At 43.7% G+C, this 17,319-nt stretch carries 20 protein-coding genes and 1 riboswitch; of the genes, 16 read left to right on the forward strand and 4 right to left on the reverse strand.

Annotation, left to right across the window (positions count from 1 at the left end; genetic code table 11):
- Window positions 1–64: 64 nt before the first annotated feature.
- The 6 genes from BEP19_RS10025 (at window position 65) to BEP19_RS10050 (ending at window position 4,592) form a co-directional block, all read left to right on the forward strand.
- Window positions 65–940, forward strand: coding sequence for a branched-chain amino acid ABC transporter permease (locus BEP19_RS10025; RefSeq protein WP_120189735.1), 876 nt, complete (start codon window positions 65–67; stop codon window positions 938–940).
- A 9-nt stretch (window positions 941–949) separates the two neighbouring features.
- Window positions 950–1,900, forward strand: a complete 951-nt coding sequence (locus BEP19_RS10030) for a branched-chain amino acid ABC transporter permease (protein ID WP_120189736.1) — start codon at window positions 950–952, stop codon at window positions 1,898–1,900.
- Complete coding sequence (locus tag BEP19_RS10035; protein WP_120189737.1) at window positions 1,878–2,666, forward strand: ABC transporter ATP-binding protein; 789 nt, start codon at window positions 1,878–1,880, stop codon at window positions 2,664–2,666. The genes BEP19_RS10030 and BEP19_RS10035 overlap by 23 nt, the downstream gene beginning before the upstream one ends.
- Entirely contained in the window at window positions 2,659–3,366 is a 708-nt protein-coding gene (locus BEP19_RS10040; RefSeq protein ID WP_120189992.1) for an ABC transporter ATP-binding protein, read from the forward strand. The genes BEP19_RS10035 and BEP19_RS10040 overlap by 8 nt, the downstream gene beginning before the upstream one ends.
- 240 nt (window positions 3,367–3,606) lie before the next feature.
- The gene (locus BEP19_RS10045) at window positions 3,607–4,260 is read left to right on the forward strand and encodes an NUDIX hydrolase (protein WP_170145332.1); all 654 of its coding nucleotides are present in this window, start codon (window positions 3,607–3,609) and stop codon (window positions 4,258–4,260) included.
- Window positions 4,261–4,373: 113 nt separating this feature from the next.
- Entirely contained in the window at window positions 4,374–4,592 is a 219-nt protein-coding gene (locus BEP19_RS10050) for a hypothetical protein (RefSeq protein ID WP_120189739.1), read from the forward strand.
- Between the two features lie 436 nt (window positions 4,593–5,028).
- Here the strand turns inward: BEP19_RS10050 and nfsA are convergent, their stop codons facing one another.
- The gene (gene nfsA / locus BEP19_RS10055) at window positions 5,029–5,763 is read right to left on the reverse strand and encodes an oxygen-insensitive NADPH nitroreductase (protein WP_120189740.1); all 735 of its coding nucleotides are present in this window, start codon (window positions 5,761–5,763) and stop codon (window positions 5,029–5,031) included.
- Window positions 5,764–6,289: 526 nt separating this feature from the next.
- On the opposite strand from nfsA, the gene BEP19_RS10065 reads away from it, so the two are divergent.
- The 4 genes from BEP19_RS10065 to BEP19_RS10080 all read left to right on the forward strand — a co-directional run bounded on the left by BEP19_RS10065 (window position 6,290) and on the right by BEP19_RS10080 (window position 9,968).
- Complete coding sequence (locus tag BEP19_RS10065) at window positions 6,290–7,351, forward strand: acyl-CoA dehydrogenase family protein (protein ID WP_211329333.1); 1,062 nt, start codon at window positions 6,290–6,292, stop codon at window positions 7,349–7,351.
- 64 nt (window positions 7,352–7,415) lie between these two features.
- Window positions 7,416–8,201, forward strand: a complete 786-nt coding sequence (locus BEP19_RS10070; protein WP_120189743.1) for an ABC transporter ATP-binding protein — start codon at window positions 7,416–7,418, stop codon at window positions 8,199–8,201.
- A gap of 26 nt (window positions 8,202–8,227) precedes the next feature.
- Window positions 8,228–9,199 carry an ABC transporter substrate-binding protein gene (locus BEP19_RS10075; RefSeq protein ID WP_120189744.1) on the forward strand — a complete coding sequence of 324 codons (972 nt, stop codon included), beginning with the start codon at window positions 8,228–8,230 and terminating at the stop codon, window positions 9,197–9,199.
- 4 nt (window positions 9,200–9,203) lie between these two features.
- Entirely contained in the window at window positions 9,204–9,968 is a 765-nt protein-coding gene (locus BEP19_RS10080) for an ABC transporter permease (protein ID WP_120189745.1), read from the forward strand.
- 106 nt (window positions 9,969–10,074) lie between these two features.
- Here BEP19_RS10080 and BEP19_RS10085 read toward each other — a convergent pair whose 3' ends face one another.
- Both BEP19_RS10085 and BEP19_RS10090 read right to left on the reverse strand, forming a co-directional pair.
- A complete protein-coding gene (locus tag BEP19_RS10085) occupies window positions 10,075–10,500 on the reverse strand; it encodes a GNAT family N-acetyltransferase (protein ID WP_120189746.1) in 426 nt (141 codons plus the stop codon).
- A 132-nt stretch (window positions 10,501–10,632) separates the two neighbouring features.
- Window positions 10,633–11,160: a hypothetical protein gene (locus BEP19_RS10090; protein WP_120189747.1), complete on the reverse strand. Its 528-nt coding sequence runs from the start codon at window positions 11,158–11,160 to the stop codon at window positions 10,633–10,635.
- Between the two features lie 218 nt (window positions 11,161–11,378).
- Here BEP19_RS10090 and BEP19_RS10095 point away from each other — a divergent pair, with 218 nt between their 5' ends.
- The 6 genes from BEP19_RS10095 to BEP19_RS10115 all read left to right on the forward strand — a co-directional run bounded on the left by BEP19_RS10095 (window position 11,379) and on the right by BEP19_RS10115 (window position 16,295).
- Window positions 11,379–11,558 (forward strand): H-type small acid-soluble spore protein, encoded by a 180-nt coding sequence (locus tag BEP19_RS10095; protein ID WP_120189748.1) that lies wholly within the window; start codon window positions 11,379–11,381, stop codon window positions 11,556–11,558.
- A gap of 57 nt (window positions 11,559–11,615) precedes the next feature.
- A riboswitch (TPP riboswitch) is annotated at window positions 11,616–11,728 on the forward strand.
- A gap of 161 nt (window positions 11,729–11,889) precedes the next feature.
- Entirely contained in the window at window positions 11,890–13,653 is a 1,764-nt protein-coding gene (thiC, locus tag BEP19_RS10100) for a phosphomethylpyrimidine synthase ThiC (protein WP_120189749.1), read from the forward strand.
- A 385-nt stretch (window positions 13,654–14,038) separates the two neighbouring features.
- Window positions 14,039–14,758, forward strand: coding sequence for a YebC/PmpR family DNA-binding transcriptional regulator (locus BEP19_RS10105; protein WP_120189750.1), 720 nt, complete (start codon window positions 14,039–14,041; stop codon window positions 14,756–14,758).
- 188 nt (window positions 14,759–14,946) lie between these two features.
- Window positions 14,947–15,123, forward strand: coding sequence for a hypothetical protein (locus BEP19_RS17670; protein ID WP_170145333.1), 177 nt, complete (start codon window positions 14,947–14,949; stop codon window positions 15,121–15,123).
- Between the two features lie 119 nt (window positions 15,124–15,242).
- Complete coding sequence (gene rpiA / locus BEP19_RS10110) at window positions 15,243–15,929, forward strand: ribose-5-phosphate isomerase RpiA (RefSeq protein ID WP_120189751.1); 687 nt, start codon at window positions 15,243–15,245, stop codon at window positions 15,927–15,929.
- A 93-nt stretch (window positions 15,930–16,022) separates the two neighbouring features.
- Window positions 16,023–16,295, forward strand: a complete 273-nt coding sequence (locus BEP19_RS10115; protein WP_120189752.1) for a hypothetical protein — start codon at window positions 16,023–16,025, stop codon at window positions 16,293–16,295.
- A 56-nt stretch (window positions 16,296–16,351) separates the two neighbouring features.
- On the opposite strand, the gene BEP19_RS10120 is transcribed toward BEP19_RS10115, so the two are convergent.
- The gene (locus BEP19_RS10120; protein WP_120189753.1) at window positions 16,352–16,981 is read right to left on the reverse strand and encodes a hypothetical protein; all 630 of its coding nucleotides are present in this window, start codon (window positions 16,979–16,981) and stop codon (window positions 16,352–16,354) included.
- Window positions 16,982–17,319 lie beyond the last annotated feature (338 nt).

The raw sequence follows: 17,319 nt of genomic DNA on the forward strand, positions 1-17,319 counted from the left end.
GGGAGAGGGAGGGGTGCCTCCCTTTTTCTTACTTTCCTGAAATGAGAGGGTGGGAATAGAAAGAATGGAATGGATCCAACAGCTAGTGAATGGTATCTCTCTCGGCAGCATCTATGCATTGATCGCGCTGGGTTACACGATGGTATACGGCATTATTAAATTGATTAACTTTGCCCACGGCGAAGTATTCATGATTGGGGCGTTCGTTGGGTTTTACGCAATTAGAGGACTCGGGCTTGGGCTTTTTCCCGCGTTACTGTTGGCGATGCTTGTCTGCGCCTCGTTGGGGGTTATTATTGAACGGATTGCCTACAAACGGTTACGCCATGCAACGCGGATTGCCGCTTTGACGACGGCAATCGGAGTTTCGTTGTTTATTCAGTACGTGACGATCTATTTTCGCGGCGCTCAGCCAGAGGGTTATCCTGATGTTTTTCCAAGCGCAAATTTCAAAATATTCGGTGTTTCGATTAGTTCTCAGTCTATCTTTATTCTCGTCGTGTCGATCCTATTAATGATTATGCTGCAATTCATCGTGCATCGCACGAAGATTGGCAAGGCGATGCGGGCTGTATCACATGATGCGGAAGCGGCCCAGCTGATGGGAATTAATGTCGATAATACGATTTCTGCGACGTTTGCGATTGGATCTGCATTAGCGGGGGCGGCGGGCGTCATATTCGGGGTTTACTATGGAAAAATCGAGCCGTTAATGGGAATTATGCCTGGTCTAAAGGCGTTTATAGCCGCTGTGCTCGGCGGGATTGGCATCATTCCGGGAGCGATGGTTGGTGGTTTGCTGCTCGGGGTCGTGGAGACATTTGTTAGCGCGGCAGGGTATTCAATGTGGAGGGATGCTGTCGCTTTTATTATTTTGATTTTAATTCTCTTGTTTAAACCAACAGGCCTCTTCGGCAAAAATATGAGAGAGAAAGTGTAGGCGAGGCTGATGAAGAATACAAAGGGTTTCTGGGGATTCCTCATTTTCGCATTTGCGTTTTATGGCATTTCGCAACTGTTAATGGTGATGAATATTATTCCTTATCATTACGTGAATACGATGGTGTTTATAGCTATCAACATTATTCTAGCGGTTAGTTTGCACATTGTGATCGGCGTAACGGGTCAATTTTCACTCGGGCATGCAGGTTTTTTGGCAATCGGGGCTTATGTATCAGCAATTATGACGATGAAACTGCAACTCCCTTTTTTTGTCGCTTTATTCGTCGGCGGAACGATAGCAGCGTTAGCGGGACTCGTTGTTGGGATACCCAGCTTGCGCTTAAAAGGGGACTATTTAGCGATTGCGACGTTAGGTTTTGGCGAAATCATTCGGATTATGTTTTTAAATATCGACTATGTCGGCGGCGCGGCTGGGATGCAAGTTTCGCATTTGACAACTTGGACCTATGCGTTCGTCTGCTTAGTGATCACGATTGTTGTTATTGTTAATTTAACGAACTCTTCGCATGGCCGGGCCTGCATTTCGATTCGTGAGGATGAAATTGCGGCGGATGCGATGGGCATCAATACGACGTACTATAAAGTGGCCGCCTTTACGTTAGGTTCCTTTTTCGCGGGTGTCGCTGGAGGATTGTACGCCCATAATTTCTATATTATCCAACCAGGTAACTTTGGCTTTATTAAATCGATTGATATTTTAATTTTCGTTGTGCTCGGAGGTCTAGGCAGTATGTCGGGCGCGGTCATCGCCGCTATTTTATTAACGGTCGTATCTACCTTTTTGCAGGGCTATGCCGAGACTAGAATGATTATTTACAGTTTAGTGTTGATCATTGTTATGCTCTACCGTCCGCAAGGGTTGATGGGCACCAGCGAAATCACGTCTTGGTTTAAGAAGAAAGGAGGGAAATCGAATGACAACCGCACCACTGCTTAGAGTGTCGGGGGCTGGCATTCAATTTGGCGGGTTGAAGGCTGTGTCCGATGTTCATATGGAAGTAAATGAAGGGGAATTGATCGGGTTAATCGGACCCAACGGCGCGGGGAAAACGACTTGCTTTAACTTGCTAACGGGTGTGTACATGCCAACGGAAGGGGAAATTAGTCTAGAGGGACAACGGTTAAATGGACTTGCTCCGTTTAAAATCACGCGTAAAGGAATTAGCCGCACATTTCAAAACATTCGCTTGTTTAAAGAATTGTCGGTGTTGGATAATGTTAAGGTGGCCTACCACTCTTTGGCCCGTCATTCGATGTTTAGTTCGATCTTTCGCCTCCCCTCTCATTTTAAGGAAGAGCGGGAAATGGAGCAAAAAGCGATTGAATTTTTGAGTGTTTTTGATTTGGACGGACTAAAAGATGAAACAGCAAAAAATCTACCGTATGGACAGCAGCGGCGCCTAGAGATCGCGCGCGCGTTGGCGGCGGAACCCAAATTGCTTTTGCTCGATGAACCGGCTGCGGGAATGAATCCGCAAGAAACGATGGAACTAATGGATTTAATCGCTTTTATACGTGAAAAATTTGATCTGACCATTATCTTGATCGAGCACGATATGCAGTTGGTGATGGGAATTTGTGAGCGGATCTATGTGCTTGACCACGGTCAATTAATTGCGGAAGGCGATCCAAACTTCGTTCGTAATCACCCGAAAGTCATCGAAGCTTATCTCGGGGAGGAGGTCGATACCGATGATGCTTAAGGTGGATGAACTTGATGTTTTTTATGGCAATATTCAAGCGCTAAAAGGTGTTTCTTTAGATGTGCGCCAAGGCGAGGTGATCACTTTGATCGGCGCGAATGGAGCGGGCAAGAGCACGTTGCTTAAGGCGTTGTCCGGATTATTAAAGCCTCAGCGCGGCGTGATTGATTACTTGGGTCAGTCGATTGTTGGCAAGCCCGCCCAGACAATTGTGCGTGATGGGATCTCTCATGTGCCAGAAGGGCGCCGCGTGTTTGCGAACATGACCGTGCAAGAAAATTTAGAGCTGGGCGCTTACCTGCGCAAAGATAAAGCAGGGATCCGCGAAGATATGCGACAAGTGTATGAGCGCTTTCCTCGTTTGCTTGAACGACGGGGCCAGTTATCAGGCACCCTCTCGGGAGGGGAACAACAAATGTTGGCGATGGGTCGAGCATTAATGGCTCGACCGAAGCTGTTATTGTTGGACGAACCTTCGATGGGCTTGGCCCCGCTTTTAGTACAGACGATCTTTCAGATTATAGAAGAAATTAACCGCGATGGAACGACCATTTTATTGGTGGAGCAAAACGCTCACATGGCTCTTTCGGTCGCGAGTCGAGCCTATGTCATTGAGACTGGTCGTATCGCGTTGTCGGGGACGGCAGCGGAATTGCAAGCGAGTGAGCAAGTGAAGCAAGCTTACTTAGGTGGACAATAGCAGGAGCTATGGATGACCGAGAGACGGGGACGCGCTCTCGGTTTTTTTAGTGTATGTGAACGTATCATGGCGGTATAAAAATAGTTTAGGGATTCTCGGGTTCAATCGGCCTCACCCGCGCCTAATCCTTCTGCCGCAATGCAAAAAAATGATACACTAGTTGAAGGCTTGGTCATTTGCAACAATTCCAAAACGATGATGGACTGCTTTGGCGTTTTGGATTTGAGAGGTACTAGAAAGGTGGATGTTGGACAGATGATTGAATATATCGATGTATTGGATGAAGATATGAAACCGATTGCGGTTGCAACGAGAGAAGAAGTTCACCAAAAGGGCTTTTGGCATCAAACATTTCATTGCGCTGTAATGTTACAAGAAGCGGGTAAAAACTATATCGTTTTCCAACGACGACATCCCTTGAAAAAAACCTTTCCGTATAAACTCGATATTTCCGCGGCAGGCCATTTATTACATGGAGAATCTGTTGAGGATGGGGTGCGCGAACTAGAAGAGGAGCTTGGGATTTCAGTTGACTATAAAGAATTGGTCTATTTGGGCATGCATAAAGGTGTTTATTTGACAGAAGAATACTGGGATCGTGAATTTCATCATATTCATCTTTTGCAAACAGATTGGAAACTTTCAGATTTTACGATTCAGCGAAGTGAATTAATTGGGTTGTATCAAATGGAGTGGCAGTCTTTTCAAGCTTTTTTAAAGGGGGAACGCTCCACTGTTGAGGCATTCGGCTATGAATATAATGCCAACGGTATGATGGAAGAAAGACGCATCAAGGCGCATCAAGCAGATTTTGCGGCGCAAGGCGCATGTTGGGATGGTTATTTTACGTATACGTTTGAACAAATTGAAAAGGCGCTTTCACGATCTGACTAGTCATGAATTTGACAAGATTCCTCCCGTCACACACCTCCTTAAGGGGGTATACTATAGATAAAAAACTGAAATCAGCGATGGTTTCAGGAGCTAGAAGATAGGAGGAATCATCTATGTATGTAAAGGAAAAGGCGAAACTCGACAGTCAGGAACTTTATGAAGTGTTGCAACACCTCCACACGTATCTCGATTCTTTAGTTGACTCATATGATGGTTATGGGAGAGAAATGGACAAGGATAAAGTGGAGTTAGATGCGATGGAAGCTCAACTCTTTGTTCGAGCTGTTGATCAAGTGCAAACAGCGATGATTAACATGCTTGGCGTAAAATAACGAATGTTCACAAACAGATAATAGACCCACACCGCAAGCGAGGGGAACCAAGTGTAGGAAGTGAGTGGAATGAAGACAAGCCAATGATGGCTTGTTTTTTTCGTCTGTCTTGTTGTTAGCAATATAGTCATCCTTTGGTAACCTATTGATTTTGTACATACCAAATGAAGCAGTAAGAACGGGCGTGTATAGAGTTAAAAGAAGCAAAAAAAACAAGCCTTCTCGGCTTGTCAGATGAAATGTGATAGGGATACTAATGAGTAAGGAGTCATACAACAGATTACTGCTTCTCCTAGTACCTAGTTTAGCCTATATTTTGATTGTTTAGGGCGTATAAACGTGTAGAAATGGTTACAAAATCGTGATCAATTTGTGACAAGTTGGTCTTTCAATTTAAAAAAGCGTCAGACAGTTCGTCTGTCTGACGCTTGTGTAGTTATTTACATAAGAAACCTTGTTTTTCAAGAAAGGCTTTAATGTGTGTTCGTTGTGGCGTTTCTAAAAAATCAGCCATTTGTTGCGACCAGGTCGTGTCTTTTTGGTTCGTGTTGCGATTCGCAAAGTAGTCACGCATCGTTTGATCGTAGGCTGGCAGGATTTCATCATATTTAGTCGCGTCATAGCTGTTTTCGTGCAATACGGCTTCAATCGGTAAACGTGGTCGAACAGGGTTTGCTTCATCGGGTACACCGATGGACATCCCAAATAACGGAACGACGCCTTTCGGTAGTTCAAGGATTTCGCTAATTTCTTCGATCGCATTGCGCACGCCGCCAATATAACAAATGCCATACCCTTTTGACTCAGCCGCGAGGGCAACATTTTGAGAGAATAAGGCAACATCAATCGATCCAACAAGCACATTTTCCATCACGCTAAAATCAATTTCTTTTCCACCTAGTTTCGCCGCATGCGCGAGTCGGTGATAGTCCATACAAAAAACTAGCGTCGCTCCCGCGGTGTAAAATTGCCGACGATTTTGAGATAATTCGGCTAATTGGCCGCGTTTTTCAGTATCTGTTACATGGATCACGGAGTACGCCTGCACAAAGTGTGAACTGGCGGCGTGTTGCCCTGCTTGGACGAGTTCCGCAACCGTTTCTTTGGAGATCGGTTCGTCTTTGTATCTTCGCACCGACGCGTGCGAAGTGATTAAATCGATAACTTTCATAAGTGTGATTCCCTCCGATTGTATTCCTTTGTTTACTCTTCTATCCTATACCATTTAGAGCTTCCATGAAAGTCGGCATACGTCGCTTATTCATTATCAATCGGCGCGACCTCTATTTCCGAGACCAACTTCCCTGTCCTTTTGGAGACGTATGTATTGTCAACTTCATCCCCTGTCGATCTTTTGTAACATTTCTCCAAAAGAGTATGGCTCCAAATAATAAACGCGTTAAAGATGTCCTCTAAATCTTCCCCTTTTTTTGTAACTATTTTAAGGAATGGAAATTTCCCGCGAAGCAGTGAAAGCGCCAATTGATTCGATTACCGAGATTTTATCAAATAATTAAATAGCGTTTAAGAAAAGCAATAAGCTCAGAATGTTATTGCTTTTTTATTTAAAGAATATATTATATCTATTATAGATAAATATTATAGTTGTTTTATGTGGTGGCATATATTAGGGTGGTGTAAAGGGAAAGTGAACTAAACAGATGGGAATAATTATTTCGTTTGGTGAAGGGGGCTTGATGATGATAAACCAGGTGAAAGATAAGGAAGCCTTGTTACTAGATTTAATTGAAACGAAGTTAAAGCCAAAGGTGAAAGCGATTGATACCGAGGCTTTCTATGCGATTGATTTTCTAAAAGCATTGGGAAAGAACGGATTTTTCTCATCCACCCATAAGCTAGATGAAGCTTATATCGTTGACGAAATGAGTTTAGTAGAAAAAGTGGCAAAAGTATGTATGACAACAGCCTTTTGCTTATGGTGTCATCTGGCGGCATTAACCTTTCTTCGGAATTCGCCGCGTCTGCATATAAAGGAAAAAATGCTGCCCGCTTTGGAAAATGGTGAAATATTAGGCGGCACAGGCCTTTCGAACCCAATGAAATATTATGCAGGGCTTGAAAAGTTGCTTTTGAAAGCGGAACAGAGTGAAGGGGGGGTTGTGTTATCAGGGACGTTGCCTGCGGTTTCCAATTTAGGGTCAGATCATTGGTTTGGGGTCATCGCTGAGACAGCTGAAAACAAACGTGTCATGTGCTTTGTTCCTTGTTCGATTGCGGGATTAGAGTTAAAAGAAAGAACCGATTATCTTGGTGTTAATGGAAGCGCAACGTATGTTTGTTCCTTTCAGGATGTCTTTATCCCTGATGAGTGGCTCATCACTGAGGATGCGGATACATTCAGCGAGCAAATTCGACCTGTTTTTCTGTTGTATCAAATTCCGTTAGGGATCGGCGTAACGAAAGCGGCGATTGCTGATATTGAGCGGGTGAAAACGAAGCAAAACAGCTGCAACCAATTCTTACATGTACAGGCAACAGATCTAAAGAACAAATTAAAGCAGGCGCAACAACGAATAGAAGACCGGGTCATAAAAGGGGAGAGAAACTGGAAGGAGATTGTTGCGCTCCGCTTGGAAACCGCGTATTTAACGCTCGATTCTGTTCACGCAAGTATGCTTCATAATGGCAGTAGCGGGTATTTAAAAGACTCAGGTCCATCGCGGCAGCTTCGCGAGGCGTACTTTTTTGCTAACTTGACACCGACAATTAAACATTTGGAAAAGGTACTACAATCATAGCTCCGTTTTGCGTCGCATCTGACTTTTGCGCGAGTACGGGTTGTTTAAAGGGGGTTGTGAAAGGATGGAACAAACTTCAGCGATTCGAATTGAGCAGGTAAATAAAACATTTTCAAACAAAAACGAAGTGTTTCAAGTTCTCTCCGATGTATCGCTTACAATTGAGAAAGGGGAGATCATTTCGATCCTGGGGGAGAGCGGCTGTGGAAAGAGCACGCTATTAAACATTATCGGCGGCTTTGAAAAAGCGGATCAAGGTGGGGTTTATCTCAATGGAAATCTCGTCACAAAACCAAGTAATCACTGCTTGATGCTTTTTCAAGATTACGGTTTGTTGCCGTGGAGATCTGTTCTTAAAAATGTAGAGCTCGGTTTAGAACAGTTGCTAATCACGGCAGGGCAAAGGCGCGAACGAGCGCTCCACTATTTGGCGTTAGTCGGTTTGCTAGATAGAGTAGATCTGTTCCCGCATGAGCTTTCTGGCGGTATGAAGCAAAGAGTCGGGATCGCCCGAGCGCTCGCTATGCAACCAGAACTTATTTTGATGGATGAACCGTTCGCTGCCCTGGATACATTTAACCGCTACTATTTACAAGATGAGTTACTGCGCATCCAGGAACACGAGCAAACAACGATGATCATTGTGACCCATGATATTGACGAGGCGATTTATTTATCGGACCGCATCTTTATTATGCATCCTCATCCGGGTCGCATCCATCGAGAAATTGCGGTGTCGCTTGAGAAACCGAGAGACCGTAGTCACCGAGATTTTCAATATTATCGAAAAATGATTTTAGAGGAATTTCATTTTAATCGCTCAGAAATAGAGCTAGAATACAGTATTTGATATTAAATAGAGATCGAGGAGAAACCATGAAAAAAATCATTCAACGCATATCACTATTGTTCATCATCATGGCGATGGCAGTGATATCCGCATGCGGAAATACAGGAGTAGACAGTTCTAATTTATCTGAAGGGGACGCGAAAAGAACAGTGAAGATTGGTTATTTACCGATCACTCACGCCGTGCCGCTTTATATTGAAAAGGAACTAGAAGGGTATAGTCATTTCGATTTAGAGCTGGTCAAGTTTGGCGCATGGCCTGATTTAATTGATGCGTTAAATACAGGAAGTATTGACGGGGCTTCGATGCTGGTCACCCTTGCCATGAAGGCAAAGGAGCAAGGCATTGATTTAAAGGCTGTTGCTTTAGGGCATAAGGACGGTAACGTGCTCGTTGTCGGTAATGATATTGAGAACGTAGCTGATCTGAAAGGGAAGAACTTTGCGATTCCACACAAATTCTCTTCCCACAATATTTTACTTTACCAAATGTTAAAACAAAACGGGATGACGTATGACGATATCACCCTGATTGAGCTTCCGCCAGCGGAAATGCCAGCCGCCCTTTCAGAAGGTCGGATTGCGGGGTACGTCGTGGCAGAGCCATTCGGAGCCATCTCCGTAGCGATTGAACGAGGCAAAGTGCTTTATCAAGATTATGATGTCTGGGAAAATTCAATCGACTGTATGCTCGTTTTACGTAATGATTTTATTGATAATGAATTCGAAATTGCCCAAGAATTTGTAGACTACTATCTAAAAGCGGGCGAAGTTGCCGAGAAAAAAGATGAAGATACATTTGAAATGTCTTCTCGCTATATGAGTGTGGAAAAGGATGTATTGGATCTTTCCTTCCAGTGGATTCGTTACGATGATTTAAAGATTACGGAAGAAGATTACGCCGAATTGGTCGACTACTTAATTGAGATGAAATTACAAGAACACCCGCCAACATTTGAAGAGTTCGTGGATAATCGTCTCATAGATCAAGTGAAGTGATAGCATGAGTAATGCAAGACATGTTACAAATGTGGCGCTTGGTTTTGTCATATTGCTCGGAGTATGGCAGGCCATCGTTATTATCGGGCAATACGAATCCGCGTTATTTCCTAGCCCATTGAAGGTAGGAGCTGGCTTAATGCAAATGATCCAAGACGGCAGTATTTTCGTTCACCTGCGGGTGAGTGTTGGACGTTTTTTAGTCGGCTATTTATTAGCCGTTACTTCGGCGATCGTGTTCGGGCTTATTTTAGGCAGAATTTCCGCGCTATGGGGAATCATCGACCCGATTGCTCAAGTGATTCGGCCAATTTCTCCGATTGCTTGGTCGCCGTTTATTGTGCTGTGGTTTGGAATTGGAGATATGCCGGCGATCGTGGTGATCTTCATTGCCGCTTTCTTTCCTGTTTTAATGACAACGGTGAGCGCGGTCAAGAAAGTCGACGAAACGTATTTAAAAGTTGCTCAAAATTTTGAGTTGAATCAGCTGGATTTGATTCGTAAAATCATCTTTCCGGCCGCCTTCCCAACGATTGCGAATGGGTTGCATATTGCGGTCGGAACGGCTTGGATTTTCCTCGTGTCCGGTGAGATGGTCGGTACCCAATCGGGATTAGGCTATTTGATTATTGATTCTAGAAACTCAATGCGCTTAGATTTAGTCATGGCGGGGATCGTCGTGATCGGTCTGGCGGGGCTTGCCCTTGATAAGGCCGTTGGACAATTGGAAAAGCGAATCAATCGCGTGTGGGGAAGAGCGGAGCATTAGCGCGCCTTCACTACTGACATGAGAAAACCCCCATAGGTAATCGAAGAGAGGAACCTAAGGGGGTTTTTGTCGTTGTTGAAGACAGGCTCAGAGAAGGTCCTTGTGTCTACAGCTGTTTTGTAAGCGCCACATGCGGAATGCCATCCTCCATGAAGACTTCGGAGTTCGTAACGTAGCCTAATTTGCGGTAAAAACCTTCCGCTTGCGTCTGTCCATGGATTAAAGCTTTCGTAAACCCTTGTTCCCGGGCGATCTGTTCCAGCGTTTCGATGATAACTTTGCCCAAGCCGTGTTTGCGGTAAGGGGCAAGGATGCAAATTCTTTCCAGTTTTGCCTGGTCTTTGATCGCGCGAACTCTGCCCGTCCCGATCGGTTGTCTTTCATCGCTATAAACTAAGATATGCTCAGCCTCCGCCTCGTGTTGATCAAATTCCACCTCCAATGCTACGCCTTGTTCTTCAACGAATACCGTTCTTCGAATGGCAAACGCGTCTTCTAATTGTTGTTTCGTTGTTACCCGATTGACGTCCATTTTTAAACCTGCCTTTCTAGCAAAAAGAAGCCTTGTCCTATCGTAAACGATTATTTTAGTGTATGTAAAGGCGGTCAAACAACCGCGTTGAAAGGGGGGGGGGCTGTTTGACCGCTAACTACTTTATTTCATTCATTTCTTACGTTTAAAGTTGCCATAATCAATGACGACCATTCCCCCTTTTTTATTTAAACGGGTGTTCGAGCCTTTTAATTTCTTCGATCGACTGAACAAATCATCCGTGATGATCCCTCTTTTTTTAAATCGTTTTTCTAATTTCTTTAATTTTTGTTTGTTTTTCTTCGTGTCGGGGACTATTTGATTGATCTTATCCATTATCAGCCAACCTGCGCCATTTTCGCGGATTTTAGCCAGATGTTTTTTTAAGTTACGTGGGGCAGAGCGATAGATTTTGATCTCTCTCTTATTATCTCGCAACCCCTTTTCATTGATGGCTACTTTTAACACCGACTTCTTCGTTAGATCGTACACGAGACGTTTACTTCCTTCTCCCATGACCTCATACGGCAAAGCTAATTTATGCTTCATTATTTTTAACCGTTCGGATTTATCCTTCGGTAAGCGATTCTTTTTAACTTTTTTTATCCATTGCGCAATAGACTTACGATCACGTCGCCGTAGGATTCTGGAACGAGCCATTTCCGGGCCACCTCCCGATCGTTTTGGTCCAATTATATTAAGAAACTTCTCAGATTATTTTATTATTTTTCAGGTAGATGGGAAGCGGCGCATGAACCAAGATAAGAGTGGACTTTTGCAAAAATAGGACGGCTTTACGACGCTCAGTTGTAAAAGTATAAAAAAATGGGTGTTGGAAAAGATAAAGGCTGTATTGAAAATTAAGGAGGTTAGTTAATATGGATAAACAACGAGCGATGGAGATCGTATCTTCAGAAGTCATGGCGCATGTGACGCACGAAGGAAAGCCTGTTTACATCCGCGAAGTAGATGGTCAAGCGCAGACTGCTAGCGTCTATCCGCTAGGCGAGCCTGAAAAGGAACAAGAGGTGCCATTGAGCAGCTTAATTGAGCAATAGGAAAAATATGCTTGTCAAAAGTTTAGTAGCGCGCTAATATAGTTGTTGAGCAACTAAATAGCCTTACACGGGAGCTTAGGGAACTAGGCTGAGAGGATAACGTTAATCTGTTATCGACCGTTGAACCTGAACTGGATAATGCCAGCGGAGGGATTAGACAAGCATTGTTGTGTTTAATGTTTTTTACAACATGGGTCACAATCAGTATCTATTCATCCGCATGAATCTATTCATGCGGATTTTTGATTTTATTGTGATCGATTAAGTCATCTTCCGCCTCCATAAAGGTTCGAAATATTTTGTATTTTCGAAAAAATAGGAGGTTTTTTTCTTGTCAAAATCTACAGAAACTTTGGTGCAAGTAGCAGAGATCCAGCAATTCCCTAACAGTAAAAAGGTGTACATTGAGGGCTCAAATCCGAGTATTCAGGTCCCGATGCGCGAGATTTCGTTGAGCGATACAACGAAAATGGATGGAACAACAGAGCCAAACGATCCGCTTCGCGTTTATGACACGAGCGGTATCTATACGGACCCAGACTATACCGTCGATATCCAAGAGGGATTACCCGCGTTGCGTAGACAATGGATTCTAGAGCGCGGTGACGTTGAAGAATATGAAGGTCGTGAAGTGAAACCCGAAGACGACGGTTTAAGAGGGGCAAATGAAGAGCGCCAACAAGTGTTCCCAGGCCTGACACGTAAACCATTAAGAGCAAAAGCGGGCAAAAACGTGACGCAAATGCACTATGCGCGTCAGGGAATCATTACGCCTGAAATGGAATTTGTCGCGATCCGCGAAGGGGTAGAAGCTGAGTTTGTTCGTAAAGAAATTGCGGAAGGACGAGCGATCATTCCTTCGAATATTAACCATCCAGAAGCGGAGCCAATGATTATTGGACGTAACTTCCACGTAAAAATTAACGCGAACATTGGTAACTCAGCAGTAACTTCTTCCATTTCAGAAGAAGTAGAAAAAATGACATGGGCCACGCGTTGGGGCGCTGACACAATCATGGACTTATCCACAGGTAAAAATATCCACACAACACGTGAGTGGATTATCCGAAACTCTCCAGTTCCGGTTGGCACGGTCCCAATTTACCAAGCGTTGGAAAAAGTAAACGGTGTTGCTGAAGACTTGAATTGGGAAGTGTTCCGCGACACATTGATCGAACAAGCGGAACAAGGCGTTGACTACTTTACGATTCACGCGGGTGTCTTGTTGCGCTATGTGCCATTAACGGCTGAGCGTGTGACGGGTATCGTTTCTCGCGGTGGTTCAATTATGGCCGCATGGTGCTTGGCGCATCACCAAGAAAGCTTCCTATATACGCATTTTGAAGAAATTTGCGAAATTATGAAAGAGTACGATGTTTCCTTCTCGTTAGGTGATGGACTTCGTCCTGGCTCGATCGCAGACGCAAACGACGAAGCGCAATTTGCTGAACTAAGAACATTAGGTGAATTAACAAAAATTGCGTGGAAACACGACGTGCAAGTGATGATTGAAGGACCTGGACACGTTCCGATGAACAAGATCAAGGAGAATATGGACTTACAACTTGAACTCACGCACGAAGCGCCATTCTATACACTAGGCCCGCTAACCACAGATATCGCGCCAGGGTATGACCACATTACATCCGCAATCGGAGCCGCGATGATCGGTTGGTTTGGAACGGCGATGTTGTGCTATGTCACGCCGAAAGAGCACTTAGGCCTGCCGAACAAAGATGACGTTAGAGATGGAATCATTACGTACAAAATCGCTGCTCACGCCGCTGATTTAGCAAAGGGTCACCCACGCGCTCAACTTCGTGACGATGCTCTATCCAAAGCTCGTTTCGAATTCCGCTGGCATGATCAATTTAACCTATCGTTGGATCCAGAAAGAGCGATGGAGTACCACGATGAGACATTGCCTGCAGAAGCGGCAAAAACAGCTCATTTCTGTTCCATGTGTGGACCGAAATTCTGCAGCATGAAGATTAGCCATGATATTCGCAACACCGCTGAACACCAAGAGGCTGTCGATGGCATGAAGGAGAAATCGAAGGAGTTTAAAGAGCTGGGTAGTAAGATCTATATCTAAAGAAGATTGATATGTAAAAACCTAGGAGGGGATTTTGCCAATGAAGGATGCCGGTATCATTACGAGTGAAATTAGGAAGTTGGAATCTCGCATAGCAGACTTAAAAGCAGAACTCCTCGAGCTCCAAGCATCATGCGCCCATCAAATGGTTAGTAACGAGTTGACAAGTACATGCGCGCGTTGTATGAAATCCGAAAGTCTCTATTATTAAGTAAAAAGCTGACCTCTTTGGTCAGCTTTTTTATAACTACGGATATACATCCATTTTACGTCCGATTCGCCACTAAAATTTTCACTCGCATGCGATTCGATTAGTGATGTATAATAAAAACGATTATGCAACAGATCAGTATACTTTTTTGAATGGAAAGAGAGTGGAGCGGTCATGGGACGTAAATGGAATAATATTAAGGAAAAAAAAGCGACAAAAGATAAGAACACAAGTCGGATCTACGCAAAATTTGGTAAAGAGATTTATGTCGCGGCAAAGCAAGGGGAACCTGATCCTGAATCCAATCGGGCGCTGAAAGTTGTGCTCGAACGCGCCAAAACATACATGGTTCCTAAAGCAATCATTGACCGCGCGATTGAAAAAGCAAAGGGCGGCGCTGAGGAAAATTATGATGAGCTTCGTTATGAGGGGTTTGGACCGAACGGCTCAATGATTATTGTTGAAGCATTAACGAATAATGTAAATCGCACAGCGGCGGAAGTTCGCTCCGCATTTAATAAAAATGGGGGGAACATGGGTGTCAATGGTTCTGTCGCCTACATGTTTGATCCAACCGCAGTTTTTGGTGTAGAAGGAATAACCGCGGATGAAGTACTTGAATTGTTAATGGAAGCGGATATTGAAGCGTGTGATATCTTTGAAGAAGGGGACTCGGTGATCATCTACGCCGAGCCAGATCAATTTCATGCGGCGCAAGAAGCGTTTAAGTCAATAGGCGTAACGGAATTTACTGTAGCTGAGCTGACAATGCTCGCTCAAAACGATATCGAATTATCACAAGATGCGCGGGTTGAATTTGAGCAGTTAATTGAAGCTTTAGATGAGCTTGAGGATGTCCAGCAGGTCTTCCACAACGTAGACTTGGATGACTAGTTGTGAATAAATGTGAGTCATAAATGGACGGATGTAGTTTAAAGTATGCGTAACATTCATTCGTCCTTTTTCTTAATGAATCCCTTACAGTTATTTACAAATGTGTGGGAAATGGATTGACTTTGAGTACGATACTTTAGTATTATTGTTTGAAGTCATACTTTACTGTTTAAAAGAGGGTGTAATACTTGGAATTATTGCATAGAGAACTTGACACAATTTCCGATCAACAGGAACTAACCTCCATAAAAGAACAATTAAAAGAGCAAGTGCTTGAAAAAATGTCATGGCAGGACCGAATGAATCTTTACAAGCAAATCCAAAACATTAATGAAAGATTAGAAAATTTAAAAATAGAATCTTGAATGCCCGATCCCCTTGTTTGAAAAAACAAGGGGATTTTTTTGTTAGAAAAGAGTATTACGAAGCATAATTAAGAGCATAACTGGTAAAAGGGTTAAGGTAAAGAAAGGAGTGGACGCGCTTGGAAAATCAGCTAGATCAGAAAAAACGAATCGCCGCGGAAAAAGCGGTTGAGTGGATCGAGGATGGAATGCTGATCGGCCTAGGTTCGGGATCAACTGTGTATTGGTTCATCCGCAAATTAGCCGAACGCGTTCACGATGGGTTGCGTATTCAAGGAATCCCATCTTCCAAGCGGACGGAACAATGGGCCGATGAGATGGGAATTCCTTTAACTGACTTTTCCAAAACGGATCGTTTAGACTTGGCGATTGATGGAGCGGATGAAGTCGACCCGAAGCTCAACTTGATTAAAGGCGGCGGAGGTTCGTTGTTGCGTGAGAAGCTAGTGAATCAAGTCGCTGACAAGCTGATCATCATTGTGGATGATTCTAAAGCGGTTCTCCAGCTCGGTCAGTTTCCTCTACCCGTAGAGGTTGTGCCTTTTGCTTGGCAAACGACCGTGAATCGGTTGAGGGAGCTTGGTGTTGAGCCGAGGCTGAGAATGGATGGGGCCCGCCCATTTGTGTCCAATAATCAGAACTATATTTTTGATTGCGCGTTTCAGACAATTCGAGATCCTCAAGCGTTGCATCGTGAACTGAAGCAAGTGTTGGGAGTGGTGGAGACGGGTCTTTTTTTGAACATGGCGGATCTGGTTTTGATCGGTTCTGAACAAGGGGTCCAACAGCTCAAAAAACAGGCGTAGCGTCCAATTAGCAGTCAAGCGAGACAAGATACTACTCGAAACCAGTTTGGATGAATATGAATAAAAGAGACCACTGAAAGGGGGTCGATCTATTTGACACAAGAAGAAATCGCCCAAGTTTCAGACCACCTTGACAGCATCAAAGGAAGACCCTTTACGATTACGATGCCGAACGATGGAAAGAGATACCGGGTGGCGATGTACGGAATGAAAGGGAATCGCGTCATTTTTAAAACGGTGCAAAAGGAAGCGAGAGAACTGGCGGAACAATACGGTGAGCTCAGTTTTATGTTTCCGATCCATTTTTTCGAACCGTTATTAGGCGGGGGGAAGGATATTAAAAATATAAGTGACATGTTTGACTAGGTCACTGTTCGATGGATGAAACCATTTTAGAGGTATCTCTAAAATGGTTTTTTCCGTTAATGTGAGATGTTTTGCATGTCATAAAAATATTGGCTCGGATCAGTGATGGATGATTTTAAAAGGTGAAGGTACTGTTTGGATGTGACAATATCTGTCTGGTGTGTCGTTCGGACGGTCATTTGTCCAGAAACAAGGTTGACTAACTCTATTTGCGCGGGAATCTGATCAAATGCGAGATGACAGAAATAGATACATAAAAAGATCCAAGATTCCATGATTTCAGGTGTGTCATCCAATAAAAATTTTTTGACTGTAAAGTTGCCGTGATCATCCCAGAAGGCTAAAGGGATTGTCGTCGTTATGTGAATATCCCAATCAGGGATTGGAATAGAAAATTTTTTATAAACAAAAATCGGAACCGATCGGTGGCAATCCTCCTTTAAGGAGCGCAAAAGGTGATTTGCAATCGTTTGGTTACTCGCTTGGGTCGGTGTCCAGATGAAGGATCTATTTCCCATTGGATGCGAGAAGAATTCGAGGACTTTCCGCTGGATCGTTTGTTCCATCTTTTCGCGCCAGTTCAGTGATGAGCGCTTTTTTTTAATATATTTTCGCCAAAAAGAATGCGGGCACGTTAAAAAGTCAGACAAGTGAGTGTCAGTCAAGTTTTGAATACGTATATTCATCGGGTTTCTCCTTTACTTTATGTACTGTGTTAGCGTTCATTATAATGATAACGATTATCAATGTCAACAAAATGAACCCATTTTACAATGAAAAAGCTACCTAGGCTGGCAATATAAGGTAGCTTTTCGGCACATCTCTTATTTTTTTATACATGAAGGAAACAGGCAAACAGTTTCTTTGCGCCAAATACAGCGCGCGCACGCTTCAGGAAAAAAACGTTTTGTTTTTTCTTTTGGAGTTAATATTTGCTTTACAGCCAACAATCTTCTCTCCTTCAAAAGTAATGGTGATTTGGTAATGCTTTGTTTATTTTGCGCCAGTGTCGAAAGGACTATTC

The sequence above is a fragment of the Ammoniphilus oxalaticus genome (assembly GCF_003609605.1).
Taxonomy (GTDB): Bacteria; Bacillota; Bacilli; order Aneurinibacillales; family RAOX-1; genus Ammoniphilus; species Ammoniphilus oxalaticus.

What these genes read in the sequence shown, in the direction of transcription:
- BEP19_RS10050 (WP_120189739.1), top strand. Translation starts at nt 4,374, where the DNA reads ATGTATGTAAAGGAAAAGGCGAAACTCGACAGTCAGGAACTTTATGAA.
- BEP19_RS10095 (WP_120189748.1), top strand. Translation starts at nt 11,379, where the DNA reads ATGGATAAACAACGAGCGATGGAGATCGTATCTTCAGAAGTCATGGCG.
- BEP19_RS10105 (WP_120189750.1), top strand. Translation starts at nt 14,039, where the DNA reads ATGGGACGTAAATGGAATAATATTAAGGAAAAAAAAGCGACAAAAGAT.
- BEP19_RS10070 (WP_120189743.1), top strand. Translation starts at nt 7,416, where the DNA reads ATGGAACAAACTTCAGCGATTCGAATTGAGCAGGTAAATAAAACATTT.
- BEP19_RS10120 (WP_120189753.1), bottom strand. Translation starts at nt 16,981, where the DNA reads ATGAATATACGTATTCAAAACTTGACTGACACTCACTTGTCTGACTTT.
- BEP19_RS10085 (WP_120189746.1), bottom strand. Translation starts at nt 10,500, where the DNA reads ATGGACGTCAATCGGGTAACAACGAAACAACAATTAGAAGACGCGTTT.
- BEP19_RS10080 (WP_120189745.1), top strand. Translation starts at nt 9,204, where the DNA reads ATGAGTAATGCAAGACATGTTACAAATGTGGCGCTTGGTTTTGTCATA.
- BEP19_RS10075 (WP_120189744.1), top strand. Translation starts at nt 8,228, where the DNA reads ATGAAAAAAATCATTCAACGCATATCACTATTGTTCATCATCATGGCG.
- BEP19_RS10030 (WP_120189736.1), top strand. Translation starts at nt 950, where the DNA reads ATGAAGAATACAAAGGGTTTCTGGGGATTCCTCATTTTCGCATTTGCG.
- BEP19_RS10035 (WP_120189737.1), top strand. Translation starts at nt 1,878, where the DNA reads ATGACAACCGCACCACTGCTTAGAGTGTCGGGGGCTGGCATTCAATTT.
- nfsA (WP_120189740.1), bottom strand. Translation starts at nt 5,763, where the DNA reads ATGAAAGTTATCGATTTAATCACTTCGCACGCGTCGGTGCGAAGATAC.
- BEP19_RS10040 (WP_120189992.1), top strand. Translation starts at nt 2,659, where the DNA reads ATGCTTAAGGTGGATGAACTTGATGTTTTTTATGGCAATATTCAAGCG.
- BEP19_RS10025 (WP_120189735.1), top strand. Translation starts at nt 65, where the DNA reads ATGGAATGGATCCAACAGCTAGTGAATGGTATCTCTCTCGGCAGCATC.
- BEP19_RS10065 (WP_211329333.1), top strand. Translation starts at nt 6,290, where the DNA reads ATGATGATAAACCAGGTGAAAGATAAGGAAGCCTTGTTACTAGATTTA.
- BEP19_RS10090 (WP_120189747.1), bottom strand. Translation starts at nt 11,160, where the DNA reads ATGGCTCGTTCCAGAATCCTACGGCGACGTGATCGTAAGTCTATTGCG.